Origin of the sequence: Sneathiella marina, from assembly GCF_023746535.1 — a bacterium.
GTDB classification, from domain to species: domain Bacteria; phylum Pseudomonadota; class Alphaproteobacteria; order Sneathiellales; family Sneathiellaceae; genus Sneathiella; species Sneathiella marina.
In genome coordinates this window covers 2,776,820-2,791,826 of the sequence record NZ_CP098747.1, presented here as the reverse complement: position 1 = coordinate 2,791,826, position 15,007 = coordinate 2,776,820, and the positions used below count along the sequence as shown (strand labels likewise).

General features: G+C 48.9%; 15 protein-coding genes. 7 read left to right on the top strand and 8 right to left on the bottom strand.

Annotation, left to right across the window (positions count from 1 at the left end):
• Positions 1 to 2: 2 nt before the first annotated feature.
• On the bottom strand, positions 3 to 2,174 hold the full coding sequence (locus NBZ79_RS13390; protein ID WP_251932977.1) for a cation:dicarboxylate symporter family transporter: 2,172 nt from the start codon (positions 2,172 to 2,174) through the stop codon (positions 3 to 5).
• Positions 2,175 to 2,340: 166 nt separating this feature from the next.
• On the opposite strand from NBZ79_RS13390, the gene NBZ79_RS13385 reads away from it, so the two are divergent.
• On the top strand, positions 2,341 to 3,264 hold the full coding sequence (locus NBZ79_RS13385; RefSeq protein WP_251932976.1) for a glutathione S-transferase family protein: 924 nt from the start codon (positions 2,341 to 2,343) through the stop codon (positions 3,262 to 3,264).
• 8 nt (positions 3,265 to 3,272) lie between these two features.
• On the opposite strand, the gene NBZ79_RS13380 is transcribed toward NBZ79_RS13385, so the two are convergent.
• On the bottom strand, positions 3,273 to 4,163 hold the full coding sequence (locus tag NBZ79_RS13380) for a serine hydrolase domain-containing protein (protein ID WP_251932975.1): 891 nt from the start codon (positions 4,161 to 4,163) through the stop codon (positions 3,273 to 3,275).
• Positions 4,164 to 4,294: 131 nt separating this feature from the next.
• Here NBZ79_RS13380 and NBZ79_RS13375 point away from each other — a divergent pair, with 131 nt between their 5' ends.
• The 5 genes from NBZ79_RS13375 (at position 4,295) to NBZ79_RS13355 (ending at position 6,628) form a co-directional block, all read left to right on the top strand.
• On the top strand, positions 4,295 to 4,705 hold the full coding sequence (locus NBZ79_RS13375) for a VOC family protein (RefSeq protein ID WP_251932974.1): 411 nt from the start codon (positions 4,295 to 4,297) through the stop codon (positions 4,703 to 4,705).
• Positions 4,706 to 4,781: 76 nt separating this feature from the next.
• Positions 4,782 to 5,222: an Rrf2 family transcriptional regulator gene (locus NBZ79_RS13370; RefSeq protein ID WP_251932973.1), complete on the top strand. Its 441-nt coding sequence runs from the start codon at positions 4,782 to 4,784 to the stop codon at positions 5,220 to 5,222.
• On the top strand, positions 5,222 to 5,668 hold the full coding sequence (locus NBZ79_RS13365; protein ID WP_251932972.1) for a group III truncated hemoglobin: 447 nt from the start codon (positions 5,222 to 5,224) through the stop codon (positions 5,666 to 5,668). Before NBZ79_RS13370 ends, NBZ79_RS13365 begins: the two co-directional genes overlap by 1 nt.
• Positions 5,668 to 5,946, top strand: a complete 279-nt coding sequence (locus NBZ79_RS13360; RefSeq protein WP_251932971.1) for a TehB family protein — start codon at positions 5,668 to 5,670, stop codon at positions 5,944 to 5,946. The genes NBZ79_RS13365 and NBZ79_RS13360 overlap by 1 nt, the downstream gene beginning before the upstream one ends.
• 34 nt (positions 5,947 to 5,980) lie before the next feature.
• On the top strand, positions 5,981 to 6,628 hold the full coding sequence (locus tag NBZ79_RS13355; protein WP_251932970.1) for an alternative oxidase: 648 nt from the start codon (positions 5,981 to 5,983) through the stop codon (positions 6,626 to 6,628).
• A gap of 34 nt (positions 6,629 to 6,662) precedes the next feature.
• Here NBZ79_RS13355 and NBZ79_RS13350 read toward each other — a convergent pair whose 3' ends face one another.
• The 5 genes from NBZ79_RS13350 to NBZ79_RS13330 all read right to left on the bottom strand — a co-directional run bounded on the left by NBZ79_RS13350 (position 6,663) and on the right by NBZ79_RS13330 (position 12,764).
• Entirely contained in the window at positions 6,663 to 8,165 is a 1,503-nt protein-coding gene (locus tag NBZ79_RS13350; protein ID WP_251932969.1) for a flavin-containing monooxygenase, read from the bottom strand.
• Positions 8,166 to 8,275: 110 nt separating this feature from the next.
• On the bottom strand, positions 8,276 to 9,379 hold the full coding sequence (locus NBZ79_RS13345) for a ferritin-like domain-containing protein (protein ID WP_251932968.1): 1,104 nt from the start codon (positions 9,377 to 9,379) through the stop codon (positions 8,276 to 8,278).
• A 147-nt stretch (positions 9,380 to 9,526) separates the two neighbouring features.
• Complete coding sequence (locus NBZ79_RS13340) at positions 9,527 to 10,675, bottom strand: GNAT family N-acetyltransferase (RefSeq protein WP_251932967.1); 1,149 nt, start codon at positions 10,673 to 10,675, stop codon at positions 9,527 to 9,529.
• A gap of 114 nt (positions 10,676 to 10,789) precedes the next feature.
• Positions 10,790 to 11,257, bottom strand: a complete 468-nt coding sequence (locus tag NBZ79_RS13335) for a RidA family protein (RefSeq protein WP_251932966.1) — start codon at positions 11,255 to 11,257, stop codon at positions 10,790 to 10,792.
• A 31-nt stretch (positions 11,258 to 11,288) separates the two neighbouring features.
• A complete protein-coding gene (locus NBZ79_RS13330; protein ID WP_251932965.1) occupies positions 11,289 to 12,764 on the bottom strand; it encodes an aldehyde dehydrogenase family protein in 1,476 nt (491 codons plus the stop codon).
• Positions 12,765 to 12,963: 199 nt separating this feature from the next.
• Here NBZ79_RS13330 and NBZ79_RS13325 point away from each other — a divergent pair, with 199 nt between their 5' ends.
• A complete protein-coding gene (locus NBZ79_RS13325) occupies positions 12,964 to 14,208 on the top strand; it encodes an adenylate/guanylate cyclase domain-containing protein (RefSeq protein ID WP_251932964.1) in 1,245 nt (414 codons plus the stop codon).
• A 40-nt stretch (positions 14,209 to 14,248) separates the two neighbouring features.
• On the opposite strand, the gene NBZ79_RS13320 is transcribed toward NBZ79_RS13325, so the two are convergent.
• Entirely contained in the window at positions 14,249 to 14,950 is a 702-nt protein-coding gene (locus NBZ79_RS13320; RefSeq protein ID WP_251932963.1) for a GGDEF domain-containing protein, read from the bottom strand.
• Between the last annotated feature and the right edge of the window lie 57 nt (positions 14,951 to 15,007).

Below are 15,007 nucleotides of genomic sequence, written 5' to 3'. Positions count from 1 at the left end.
CGTTATTTGTCTGCTTTAAATATCTTTCGGATCAATCCAGGGCGCGGTGATTTTTCTTGCGCCGGTTTGCCGTTTATCCATTTCTGATGCATCCGTTTGCCAAAATCGCTCAGGCTTTGAAGACGAAGCCAATAGTCCAGATAATTGCGAAAATCCCCTGAGTCCGGTGGGAGAAGATAGGCAATTGGTATCTTGCCGCCCAAGTTCCGCGGAAGCACGGCTGTATAGTCCTCATTTTGCGCAGCCCAGGCCCGCGCTTGTTCCAACGTCCAAATTGCCGCATCAATTTCCGGATGCTTAGGTAAATCGCCGTAATTGGGCAGAACCTTTATCGTGGCTTCGGGGAATAACCGGGCAGCCATTTCCTTTAGGACCGGATCATCAAATATACCGATGGTTAACCGGTCACGCTTTTCGATTTCTGTCCGATCGAAAAATTCCTCGGCATTTTCCGCCTTTACGATAAGGGCGACAGCACTTTGATAGTAGGGTTGAGAGAAATCCAGGCTGCGTAACCGGCTATTGGTCACATAAATTCCGGAAGCGGCAATATCGAACCGGTGGTTCTTCAAGTCATCTTCCAGATTTCCCCAGGTAAACGGCACGAATGTCAGTTTTACACCCAAATCCCGGGCAAGCTGGTAGGCATAGGCGATATCAAAGCCGACAAGCTCGTTCCGATCATTTCTATAGCTAAACGGTATGATGTCAGAATTAAATCCAACCCGGATTACACCTGACTTTTGTATTCTGCTTAAAGTTTTAGCATAGGGATTGTCGGGCCTCCGTTCTGCATCTGTCGGGCTCTCAATAATTGCCTTAACGCCATTTGTTGCCTCCTTTGATAATTCGAATGTGAGGTAAGTCGGCGGCTTCGAGCTGTCATAGCGATTTTCGAAAGCGCGAATACCGATCGTGACCAAAGACAAGACACTGACGCTGATCAACAGGGCCAATGCTCCGCGTTTGATATTGAATTTCAACTTTCCGTAATAGCGCAAGGTGACGAGGAAAGTGATGAAGGCAAACCCCATTACGGAAACCAGAACCTGCCCATAACGGGTCAGGGTCATCATTTCAACGTAAAGTGCGCTGGCTTCAGTCGGAAATGTCAGCCATTCTGCCAGAAAAGTAACGGCATCTATTGAGGTGCTTGGTGACCCAAAGCTGGACAGCAAACTGACAAATGGCAGGATAAGCTGGTCATCCAGCGAGATTGGGGCCCGATAATAGAAAGCGGCAAAAAGCACAAAAAGCCAGATAAAAAAATTACCGATCTGGGCGAGTGGGTAACTAACGGCTAAGGTTGTACTGATGATTTCTGAGCTGTTGTCATCTTCAATTTTTACCTGATTTGCCAGCCTTTCTGCAGCTTTTTGAATGAACGGTAACGCGGCGACAGACAGGGATGTCACCACGGAGATAACAAAAGCACTTCTGAGATCTAGCAATATCTCCTGGGTTTTAATTGGGCACATCGCCGAAATTATTGCCGGTAAAATCCAGAAGGCGAGAATAAGTGTTCCGGCCAGCATGGTGAGTAGATACGTTGAAAGGCTGGTGAGTGTCTCAAGATCGAGAGTACCAAATGAATCCGCGAAAAGAGCAAAAACCGCAAATGGCGCAAGCATAACCACCCATTCCCAAATAGTTACACTTGCCTGTTTGATCAGGTTAAGCACATCAAGGAAGGTTTCTTTCTTGTCAATTTTCTGGATTGCGATGCCATAGATGATCGAGAAAATTACGATGGCGGGAATATTGTTGTTTACCAGATCAAAAAAGGGATTAACGGGTATGAGCAGATCGAGTAAAGCATCCTTGTTCTGAACAATTGTTGCGTTCAGGTAACTGGGGGTTGGCGCCTGAGTGATGGCCAAGGAGAGAATGAAAATTGTCAGGAGGGTCACGGCCCACAAAAAGAGATAGATAAACCAGCTACAGCGAAAAAGTCGCAAGGCTGTCTTTGGCGCAAGGCTTCCCAATGCATGTAGCAAAGAGCAAATAATGTAAGGGAAAACAACAATCTGCATCAGCTTGACATATGTTGAGCCAATAGGCTTTAGCACCGACGCCTGATCTCCAAACAGGATACCCGTAATAATCCCAAGTAATGTGCCACATAACACCCAAAGAGGGAGATGTTTGGAGTATGTCAGTTTTTTTGCCAGCATTTCAGAACTATGGGTGAAGTCCTCTTTGGCGTCAATCTTGATAGAGTAGCCTCAATAGGATCAGGTGCTCTGGATTATGGGATAATTCAGGAAATGCGCAATTAGCCTAGACATATCCTATTATTGATGGTCCAAAGAGTTGCGCAGGTTTTATGGGAGTAACCATGTGAGCGACGATCAAATTATCCTTCATCATTATCCGCAATCCCCGGTTACGGAAAAAATCCGGACTATTCTTGGCTTCAAGGGATTAAGCTGGCAATCCGTGATCATTCCAAGACTACCGCCAAAACCAAATCTTATGCCCTTGACCGGCGGGTATCGCCTGACACCAGTATTGCAGATTGGAGCCGATATCTATTGTGATACCAGCTGCATTATTCGTGAACTGGAGAATCGTTTTCCTGAATCAAGCTTATTGTCGGCGACCAAAGGAGAATTGGACTGGGCTGTGGGGAATTGGACAGATGGGCCATTGTTTCGGGATGTGGTGACGGTTGCGCTTGTGGAAATGAGCCCCAATATGCCACCTGAATTTCTGGCAGATCGCGGGCCCCTGTATTTTGGATCAGATTTTTCGCTGGAGGATATTCAGGCAAAGTATCTTGATTGTCTGGCCAATGTCCGAACCCAGTTCAGCTGGATCAATAACAGCCTGAAAACAACAGAATATCTGTCCGGACCAATGCCCGGGCTGATGGACGCATTTTCCTATTATCTGGTTTGGTTCCTGCGTGACCGCATGGCGGAAGGGGAGGCGTTTTTGAGCCAGTTTGACCATCTGGTACGATGGGAGAAATCAATCCGGGATATTGGCCATGGCCCCCATGAGGACATGAGTGATGAAAGGGCCCTTGATATCGCGAGGGAAGCAACACCGCAAACGGCTTCGTTTATTGACCCCAATGACCCCTTGAATCTGGCGCTGGGTATGAAAGTGTCCGTCGAACCGACGGGCGGTGGTCCGGCAGTGAGTGGAAATCTTCAGCAATTGACCCTTGATAGGGTGTCATTGCTGAGGAGTGATCCGCAGGTTGATCAGGTTTGTGTGCATTTTCCGAGACTCGGATATAAGATCCGCGCAGTCTAAATTAAATTTTACGGGGCTGTTGCCAGTTGGACAGCAGCCCACTCGGTCTCGCCTTCATTTGCAACTTGGGCGAAGGCAGCGGTTGTGCTGGGGGTATCCAGCTCAGGAAAGTGGTAGACAGCGCAGACACTTCCCGCTCCACACCCCGAATGGCCTATGGCAAGTCCCGCGTCTGCTACTTGCCCCATCATCACACCAAGGCCATAACCATGGGTTCTCCAGGGCCGGTCTGCAATAGAGTCTCCTATTTCAAAGGGGGACGTCATTGTCTCCCGGAATTTCGGAGATAATAGCGGCCCGGTCAAAATTCGGTTCATGAATAGTGCAGCATCAACGGCACTGCCGATGAGTAAGCCATGATAAACCCAACCGGGATGATAACCGGCCCCGTTTCCCCACGCGGTATTGGCTAGGTCGTCGGGATTTCTGGCCAGGCGAACGGATGGCAATTGCAGGGGTCCAAAGACCTGCTCTTGCATTACTGTTTCAATATCCGCGCCCATAACCCGTTCGATAAATTGTCGGATCAGTAAATAACCGACATTGGAATAGGCCCATCCCGTGCCCGGTTCAAAATCAAGCTGCTCAACCTTAACTCTTTCCAGCATTTCTTGCGGAGACCAGGGCGTGTCGCCTCGATCAACCGCTGCGTGATAAGTTTCAAGACGGCCATATTCAGGAACACCTGCCCGATGTTGCAGCAATTGGCGCAAGCTGTAAGGGGAATTCCATAGCTTTTCGTCTAAGGCAAGGTGGCCTTGATCAGCCAGCTGCAATGCGGTCGTCGCCAAAACGGTTTTTGTAACACTCCACCACGGAAAGAGACGCGTCGCATCTCCCGAAAGTGAGGTTTCGACGGTGCCTGTGATCTTTGCCGTTGTGATTTGTTTGAGATTCATCGAAACAGCATATCACTGTTTGTTGGTGCGGGAATCCTAAAATATGTAAAAATGAGGTGGATTACCTACTCGTCTTTCTTACGCACTCATGATATGAACATAACATGAACAAATAACAAATGAGATGAAAAATGAAACCGAGAATAAGCATGGTATCGCTTGCCGTACAAGATCTGGAAAAATCTATCAATTTCTATCGAGACGGGCTGGGCCTGCCCATGATTGAGTCGCCACCGACTGTCGCTTTTTTTGACCTGAATGGCACGTGGCTTGGGCTATGCGAACGATCGGCGCTGGCAAATGATGCAACAGTATCCCCAATCGGAAGTGGTTATAGCGGTTTTAATCTTTGTCATAATGTAATGACAGAGGGGGAGGTCGATAAACTGATGGCGGAAGCTCTTGAGGTTGGTGCAACGGAAGTAAAATCTCCGCAAAAAGCCCATTGGGGCGGTTATCATGGGTATTTTGCAGATCCTGACGGTCACCTCTGGGAGATTGCCCACAATCCGTTTGGCTGGGTTGGGCCGAAAGACGATTAGTTCAATTTTTCTATGTTAAGGCCTTGAAAAGCGAATTTTAAAGATGTATATAATATGCATCTTTAAAGGATAAGCTATGCGCCTGAATACACAAACCGATTACGCCTTGCGGCTATTAATGCATCTGGCCGTTAATCCGGGAACCCTTGTCACGATTGCGGAGGTTTCCGAGCATTACGGAATTTCTAAAAACCATCTGATGAAGATTGCTCAAACACTTGGGCAATTGGGATATATCGATACGGTTCGCGGAAGGGCCGGGGGATTGCGACTGGCTTATCCCGCAGCCCGGATCAATGTCGGTACGATCGTCCGCCATATTGAAGGAGATTTTGCTCTTGTGGAATGCTTTGCCGGGCGGGATGGGACTTGTCGCATAACAGCGGCCTGCAGATTGTCATCCGTCTTGAAGCAAGCCGTGGAAGCTTTTCTCCAAGTGCTTGATCAATATTCTGTCGAAAATCTGGTAGCCGACAACTCGCAGCTATGGAAATTACTTAAATCGGAGGCTGTATAATGACATTTGTAGTTCGAAGCGCGGAGGAACGGCGGCGTGAAATTCAGGAGGCCGCGGCCCGTATGGGCATTGACGATGCGTATATTTCGGAGTTGGTTGAGACTTTTTATGAAGCGGTTCGGGCGGACAATCGACTGGGCCCGATATTCGCGGCGAAAATTGGTGGTAACTGGACGCCTCATTTGGCAAAAATGAAGGATTTTTGGTCTTCCGTCGCCATGAATAGCGGGCGCTATAATGGCAAGCCAGTGGTGGTGCACAATAAGCTCTCAACGGTAACTCAGGAACATTTTCAGATTTGGCTCGCGTTGTTTCGACAAACACTTGAGGCGACAGCGCCGACACCGGAAGTGATCCCCTACTTTATGGAGCGGGCGGAACGCATTGCGGAAAGTCTGCAGCTTTCAATGTTTGGATATCCCGGCATAAAAAAGCAGGCTGGATAATGGCAGACCCTTTTCAAAATCTCACGAAATACAGTGAAACGCCGGTTTTTACCGAAAAATCAGTGCCGAAATCCCTGCAGGCCGCCCATTCTACAAAACCCGGGGTTTGGGGAAAACTATGTGTTCTGACGGGCGGGCTTGAATTCGTTCTGGAAGCGCCGGTGCCAGTCGCAACATTTATCCAGTCCGGCAATCATGCCGTCATCGAACCGACCGTGCGACACCATGTCCAAGTGACGCAGCCGGTCACTTTCAAAGTTGAATTCTATCGAGGTTAATATGTTGTTTAAAAATAGAACTCCGCCGGAAGGCATGCGCACATCACCCCAAATAGACAGTCACATTATACCTAGTACTTTGCGGGACCGGATCGCCTTCGGATTTGTCAAAATGCTCCGGTTTTTTGCAGACAGGTTTTTTGCAAAAAGATACGGCCACCGGGCTGTTGTTCTGGAAACTGTGGCGGCAGTTCCGGGGATGGTTGGTGGGCTTTGGCAGCATTTATCGGCTTTGCGCCATATTCGCGATGATCAGGGCTGGATCAAGATTTTACTGGATGAAGCGGAGAATGAGCGTATGCATCTGATGACCTTCGTGGAAATTGCCCAACCAAGCCGGTTGGAACGCTTCATTATCATGCTCACGCAAATCATCTTCTATAATTTCTATTTCCTGCTGTATTTGTTAAGCCCGGCTACGGCTCATCGTGTTGTTGGCTATTTCGAGGAAGAAGCTGTTATAAGTTATACGCAATATTTGGTGGAAATTGACGCGGGGCGGCAAGAGAATGTACGCGCGCCACAAATCGCCATTGAGTATTGGCAGTTACCGCAAAACGCCCGATTGCGCGATGTTGTTCTTGCCATTCGAGCTGACGAGGCGGAGCATCGGGATGTTAATCACGGCTTCGCTGACAAATTGCTCACGCGCCAATCGGGCAACAATATTATTGTTGATTGACAGTATTTAGGGATGTTGGGACCGACGGTACACCCTATTTATATTCGAGCGTCCCGTCTTCCAGGTCAGCTGCAGGAATTTCATCCTTTTCTGAATAATAGTCCTGGCTGAAGATCCATGGTTGCCGGTCACCTTGTTTTGGCATGATATGCATGTGGCGCATCAGATATCCGGCATTGAAGTTTTCCGGATCAACAAGCGGCAGTTCCGGCATATCCTCATCTTCCTTACGAAGACGGGGTGTCACCACCGACGCTCCTTTCTCATCCATATGGTTCAACAGACGTGCAACAAAATCGGCAACCAGATTGGAGCGCATGGTCCAACTCGTCCGTAAATAACCAAACACCCAGGCCAAATTAGGGAGACCGGAAAACAAAATACCGCGATGTGCCCAGCTTTTTGAAAAATCGAAATCTTCCCCATCAATGGTAAAGGCGACATCTCCCAATGCGTTCATATTGAAACCGGTTGCGGTAACGATGATATCAGCTTCCAGCTCATCGCCGGACTTGAGCAGAATGCCTTTTTCCGTGAAGGTATCGATTTGGTCGGTTACAACAGAGGCGTCACCGGATTTGATCGCTCTGAACAGGTCACCATCGGGCACAAAGGCCAGCCGCTGTCTCCAAGGGCGATAACTCGGTGTAAAATGAGCTTCAACGTCGAAATCCTCCCCCAGATATTGCTTGGCACCCATGATCAGTTCGTTTCTCAATGCATCGGAATCATTGAAAGATCGATGTGTAATCAGCTTCTGGTCGGACAGGACTTTGCGCCGGGCAATTTCATGTGTCCATTCGTCGGGCACATCCAGTTCTCGCAACATATCAGCGACTTCATTTCGGTTGGGGGCCGCGAAGAAATATGTCGGGGACCGCTGCAGCATTGTAATATGTGCACAGTCCTTGGCCATTGCCGGTATCAAGGTTGCCGCGGTGGCACCGGAGCCGATAACGACAACTTTCTTGTCCTTGTAGTCGAGGTCTTCAGGCCAGGTCTGCGGATGAACGATGTCACCTTCAAAACGATCCTTCCCCTTAAATTCCGGTGTATATCCTTCTGAATGGCGATAATATCCCTGACACATCCAGAGAAAATTACAGGTTAGCTGTTGTAGCTTGCCGGAATCTTTGCAGAAAAGCTCTACTGTCCAACATTTTTCTGCACTGGACCAGCTCGCGGTTTTTACTTCCCGCTGAAACTGGATATGTCGACGAATGTCATTTTCATCCAGGCATTCATCAAGGTATTTAAGAATTTCCTCTGCCGTTGCAATCGGCGCACCCATCCACGGCTTCCATTTGTAGCCAAAAGTAAAAAGGTCACTATCGGAGCGAATTCCCGGATATTTATGAGTGCTCCAGGTGCCACCAAACGTCTCCTGGCTATCTACCAGTGCAAAGGTTTTTTCAGGGCAGTCATTTTGCAGATGATACGCCGCATCGATACCAGAAATGCCTGCCCCGACGATCAAAACATCAAAATGGTCAATGGTTTGATCCGCAGTTTTACTGATGTCCGTTGCTATATTCATCTTGCCCTCAATGCCAGCGTTACCGGCGCTTTGTTTTTATTGTTATTTTTGGGGTACCATGGCCCGTGCTCAGATCAAAGGTATAATCCAAAACACGGGCAGGGAGGTATCTATTTCTGGCCGATTACCTTGCGGCCACGATTTATGGTTTTGAGATATTCGATCCCTTCATCGGCAATGGCGTATCCGATCATGTCTTCGTTCTCGCCTTCCATTTGATCCATATCTACCCAGTGAGAATAAATTGGGCGGGTTCGATCCGTGATAATGCCGGAATTCATCAAGGTCTTGATAAGCACCCGAAAAATATTGGTCGATTCCTTGAGTGTGTTCCGGCGATCTTTGTCCGTGAAAACTTCACGGCAGGCATCACGTACCCATTGCCAATCCAGGCCAAATTGATCATAGATGACCTGTTTCTGCCGAATATTGACCAGATTGAACAAAACAGTTTCAAAACATTGAGCTGCCCAATCCTCAACCCGGTTATGCTCTTCTGTTCCCAGTTTTGGAATGGTTTTGTCAGCCCAGATTTTACCAAATTTATGATGAAATGCTTCGTCTGTCATAACCAGCTGAGTTAGGCGTTTGAGGAGAGGGTCATTGGTTTTCGAGTGGAAATTTGCGAACGCGCCCATGGCCAGTCCTTCAACCAGCATTTGCATGCCGACCAGTTTTTTATAGACTTCCTCTGCACCTACAAGTTCCGTAAGTAAGCCACCAAGTGCTTCTCCGACAGGGTAGGGTTTTCCCCAGCGGGTATGAATATAGCGACTGAAGGCCGTGACGTGACGGGCTTCTTCTCTGGTCTGGTTCGACGCATATTCCTGCGCGCCGGGATCGACCAGTATGTGGCACAAGCTCGCACTCAGGCTCAAAGCGCCTTGCTCGCCATGCAGAATACCCGATAGACTCCATCTCGTACTTTCGTTGGCAAGGTGAATCTGTTGCCCCTCATCCAGTTTATCTACAACGGCGCTTTGAAGCTCCGGAAAGGTTTCCCGTGGCATCAAATATTCGTTTTTTAGATCGAACGGGCTGGAGAAATCCAGATACGCGGTATCCATTGGGTCCCAGAAGTGATCATGGGTGGCCGAAATGATCGCGTCAAATGCGTCTGTTCTCGCGCCATAACGATCTACATTCATCATGCCGGGGAAATCGTCGCGGTGGGCCGTATTATAAATTGGATCATGGGTAATATGGTCGGTCATCGTCATCCCTTTATCTTTTCTGGGTGGTAGCATCTTATCTGGCTTACCTTTACGTTTACGTAAACGTCAATACCTATATATATCAAAATTGAGAATTATTCAACCTTTGACTTCCAAAAGAATGATCAAAATTGTTGGTAGGTAATCTTATTTTTGCTGACGAAAAGGGGAATGCGCTGAAAGATAATTGAGTTCCGCGTCAATTTCGCGAGTCTCGGCTTTCAGGAATTCAGCAACCGCGTCGTGGAATCCGGGGTCTCGCAACCAATGCGCAGAATGGGTTTTCGTCGGAAGATATCCACGAGCTAATTTATGGGGGCCTTGAGCACCGGCTTCCACGCGCTGGATACCGTGATCAATCGCATATTCGATTGCCCGGTAATAACAAGTTTCAAAATGTAGAAATCGATGATCTTCAATGCAACCCCAATAACGGCCATAGAGGCAGTCACGGCTTTTTAGATTGAGGGCGCCCGCAATATAACGGCCATCACGCTTGACCATGAACAGTACGATGGCGTCGCCGAGCGACTCGCTGAGCAGACTAAAGAAGCTGCGGTTAAGGTAGGGAGTGCCCCATTTCCTGCTGCCCGTATCAATATAGAAATTGAAGAAGGCGTCCCAATGCCGCTCAGCAATTTCCGGCCCGCTTACAGTTTCAAATTCAAGACCTGTTTCCGTTGCGCCAATGCGCTCCTTCTTAATAGCTTTTCGTTTTCGCGAAGATAGCTGGGCGAGAAAGGCGTCGAAATCAGAATACTCGTTATTGACCCAATGAAACTGCTCTCCTGCACGGATTAGGAAGCCAGCTTCTTCCATTAACAACTTTTCGTTTTCTGCCAGAAAGGTCAGATGGACAGATGACAAGCCTAATTCACTGGCGACATGTTGCGCTCCTTGTAAGAGCGCGCGTTGACGGACAGGTTGGTCGGGTCCGGCAGGTACGAGAAGACGGGGCCCGGTCACTGGTGAGAAGGGGACAGATAATTGCAACTTTGGATAATATTTTCCACCAGCCCGCTCATAAGCATGGGCCCAGCTGTAATCAAACACATACTCGCCCTGACTATGGCCTTTGACATACATTGGTGCGACACCGACAATTTCCGTGTCCAGCTCCAACACCAGGTGATAGGGCATCCACCCGGTTTCAGCCGTAACCGAGCCACTATCTTCAAGTGCCTTCAGAAACTGATGCGTAACGAAGGGGTGATCTGTCTCGAGACAGTCATTCCAGTCTTTCTCGGTTATTTCAGAAATCGATTGCAGAGTTTTAATCGCGAGGGCTTCAGACATTCACTACTCTATAATTTTGTCTCATCGCCGCAAAGAAACGACGTTTTGGTTGCCAAGTATCCCCCGATAACATGGTGGCGTGAATTGAGGCAGAATTTCATTAAATAATTCCGATTAGGCGATTTCGAAGACGGCATCGATTTCAACGGCCACATTCATGGGGAGGGCATTCGTGCCGACGGCAAAACGCGCATGGCGTCCTTTGTCCCCAAAAATCTCAACCATCAGATCAGAAGCCCCGTTGATGACTTTTGGCTGTTCTCCATATCCATCGATACAATTTACGAAACCGCCAAGCTTGACACATTTTACCACACGATCCAGATCGCCGTCGCAAGCTGCCTTGACTTGCGCCACGATATTCAAGGCGCAGACCCGAGCGCATTTGATAGCAGTGTCCGTATCAAAATCAGCACCGACTTTGCCTTGATATTGCAGTTCCCCATTTACGAAAGGGACCTGGCCGGAAACGAAAACCATATTGCCGCTAACGACATATGGGACGTAATTCGCGGCAGGCATGGCCGCGACTGGAATTTCGACACCTATCTCGGCAAGCCGAGCATCAATTTTACCTGACATGTTTCTATCCTATCTGTGTATTCTATTTTAATCAGCCGCCAGGACGTCCGCCTCCCCCTGCTGTCACACGAATGCCGACATTTTTAGTCTGTACGTAATTCTGCAGGGCTTCCTGACCTTTTTCTCGGCCATAGCCAGATCTTTTTGTACCGCCAAACGGTGTTTCTATACCACCTGCAAACCATTCATTTACAAAAACCTGGCCGGCCGATAGCCGATCTGCCGCCCAATGTGCTGTATTTAGGTCCTTGGTATAAACGCCAGCGCAGAGACCATAATCGGTCCCGTTTGCTAGTGCAATGGCCTCGTCCACATCGTCATAGGTCAGGACAGCCAATACGGGGCCAAAGACTTCCTCCCGAGCTATTGTCATGTCCGGGGAGACATTTGCAAAGACGGTCGGTTCAATAAAATGACCTGCCATATCGTCGCGTCGCCGTCCGCCGGCGGCGGCTTCCGCCCCTGCCTGTGCAGCAGCCAGGCACATGCCCTCGATTTTTTCTGCTTGTTGCCCTGAAATAACCGGCGTCAGGTCATGCCCCTCAATGCCAGGGCCGATGGAAAGGCTATTGGCTTTTGCCGCCATTTTCTCGACAACCTCATCCTGCATTTTCGTTGGGACAATAAGGCGTGATTGGGCGGAACAAACCTGTCCGGCATGAGAGAATATGCCGCTGGCTGTCGACGTGATCGCCTGATCCACATCGGCGTCTTCGAACAGGATACCTGCGGATTTTCCACCCAGTTCCATGATGCAGGGAATAACCCGTTCGGCAGCGGCGCGCAGGATGGATTGGCCGGTCGCCACAGATCCTGTAAATACAATATGATCAATATCCGGATGAGCGACAAGGTCTGCCCCGCAATCATGACCAAATCCGCACAGGATATTTACGGCGCCTGCAGGAACGCCCGCCCGATGACAGGCCTCGGCGATAAAATAGGTTGAAAGGGGTGAGAGTTCCGGTGATTTCAGAACCACAGTATTCGCTGTCGCCAACGCACAAGCGACGGAACGTGCCGCAATTTGCAATGGAAAATTCCAGGGTACAATCTGCGCAGAGACACCGAACGGACTGGGGATCGTATAATCCAGGTAATCTGCTCCTAAAGGGATCATTCGGCCTTCAAGCTTGTCGGCGAGACCGCCGTAATAGGTAAAGTAGCGCGCTGCGGCCATGGCTTCATTTTTGCCGCCGGCAATGGTCTTACCGTTATCGAGGCATTCCGTGAGGGCAATATCATCTGCCATCTCGGTCAGGTGGCGGGCAATTTCGAACATTAGCAGGCCACGATTGGTTGGCCGCATGTTGTAAAGTTCCCGGCTTTCAAAGCATGCCCGCGCGGCAGTAACAGCCAAATCTACATCGTTTCCCTTGGCGCGGGCAATTTCAGCAACCTCTTTTCCCGTGGCCGGGTTCTCGATGGAAATCCGATCCTTATCTATTCCATCCACCCAGTCGCCATTAATGTAATTTTGCCAATATTTTTTTATGTTATCCGCCATGGGTGCTACTGCCTCTTGTTATGTGCGCCACCAATCTCTATCATGAGATAACGTCAAGAACCAGTCTCCAAATCCGCCATTGAATGTACCTGCTTGTGCTTCAGAACACGCGGTCGTCAGATTTTTTTTATTTTCTTCTTAACTGTGGGTATTATCGGCTTATATGGAAGTGGATGATCCTCTCCAATCAGGTGATCCAATGGGTGTTAACATTAAGAATCCTTACATCGAATGTGCACATTTCCCGGCACAGAATCCGCAAGAAGAGCTGTTTGCCTGGTTGATCGACAAAGGCATGTCAGGGAATGCCGTGAGGGATCTCTTCACGGAATTTTGTGAACGCTTGTCTGAACTAGGGATCAAGCTCAAGCGCGGTAACATTGCCTTGAGCGCCATTCATCCGCAAGTCAGCGCCTTCATGTATACGTGGCGCCGCGGGGAGGGATTGGTTCTAAACACCAATGTCTTGCATACGGATGTTCCGGGCGAAGGCTGGTTTTCGAGCCCGTTCTTTTTTATGTTAACCAATAATATCAATTTCCTGCATCGTAAACTTGAGTCGGAAACTGAGTTGGATTTTCCAGTGCTTGTGGAATTTCGGGATGAGGGTATGACAGACTGGTTTTGCCAGGTATTTGATTTTGGCTGGGATTTTGATGATTCTCGAGAAATGGGCGGCCTAGTGACTAGCTGGGCTTCTGATCGCCCTGGCGGGTTCACCGAAGAAGAATATACGATTTTACATCGGGCCATCCCCCTGTTTGCGTTGGCAGTGCGAAGTATTGCCTCATTTCGAACAGCAAGGTCGGTATTGGAAACCTATATCGGCAAGGATACTGCACGCAAGGTATTGTCTGGTCAGGTGCGTCGTGGCTCGGTTGAGAGTATAAACGCTGTGCTTATTTATGCAGATTTGAAGGGGTTCACCAAGCTTTCGGATACCATGCCTCAAACTGAGCTGGTGGAGATGCTTGATTTGTATCTTGATCATATGGCCAGCCCAATTGAGCTGGCAGGTGGTGAAATCCTCAAGTTTATGGGTGACGGGATCCTGGCGGCTTTTGCCCTAACAGATCAGGATGTTCCGGCCATATGTGAGACGGCTTTGCAGGCTGTTAATCGGATGAAAGAGGGAGTGCGGAAACTCAATGATGACCGTGACGCGAGCGGCGAACCGACTATGGGGCTCGATATTGCGGTTCATATTGGGGATGTCATGTACGGAAATGTCGGGTCAGAAACACGGCTTGATTTTACGGTGATTGGCCCTGCGGTAAATGAAGTGAGCCGAATTGAAGTTTTATGTGACACTTTGGAGACGGACTTTCTCGCATCCGGTGAATTTGTGAAAGCAGCAGTCGGATGCAAGCAGGAACTGAAATCCTGCGGATTTCACGCGCTCCGTGGTGTCCGTGAACCGATCGAGTTGTTTTTGCTCGGATAACCGGGCCCGCCCAGCTTCAAAAATATTCTCGCTGGAAATGTTAGGTTTTGCGGGCGCGTTTATCTTTATACATATCCAGATCTGCGGATCTTAAAAGCTGGGCAAGAGTAGCTTCCCCATTGAAAGCGGCAACACCCAGGCTCGCTCGTAACGGGAGCTCCTTGCCTTGCGCTGTAATGAAGCTGGATCCAATTTGCTGTTGGATGGCGCGTGCCCGGTTAATACCGTTCTCTTCGGAACTACGGACAAGGACAAAGACAAATTCATCACCGCCGATGCGAGCTACAAAATCAGAATCACGCAAGCTGGATTTTAACGCCTTGGCAAATACATTTAGAAGCCGGTCACCGGTTTCGTGCCCGTAGTGATCATTAATAATTTTGAAATCATCCAAATCGAGAAATGCGAGGACACCTTGTTCGTCATGCCGACGGGAAATGGAGAGCATGCGGGCCATGAACTCCTGCAGACCCCGGCGGTTTGGAAGACCGGTAAGTTCATCGGTTGACGAGAGCTCTTCCAATTCACGAATACGAGCCTGTTGCTCCGAAATATGCTGTTCGGCACTTGCCGCGTAAGCAATGACCCGATTAATCGTCTGCCAATATTGGGGATTTGCGCTGTTATGTGGCGAATTCTTTATCTTCTTGGCTAAGTTTTCCAGATGGAATGGCACTTCCTGTTCGGCGCCAAAAGCCAAACCGGTTCCTGTAGCAGGTAAAGCAGACATGTTAGCAGTCATTTATTTCTCCTCATCTGACAAGCGGGAAAATTTACGCCGCGCTTTGAAAGATTAAAT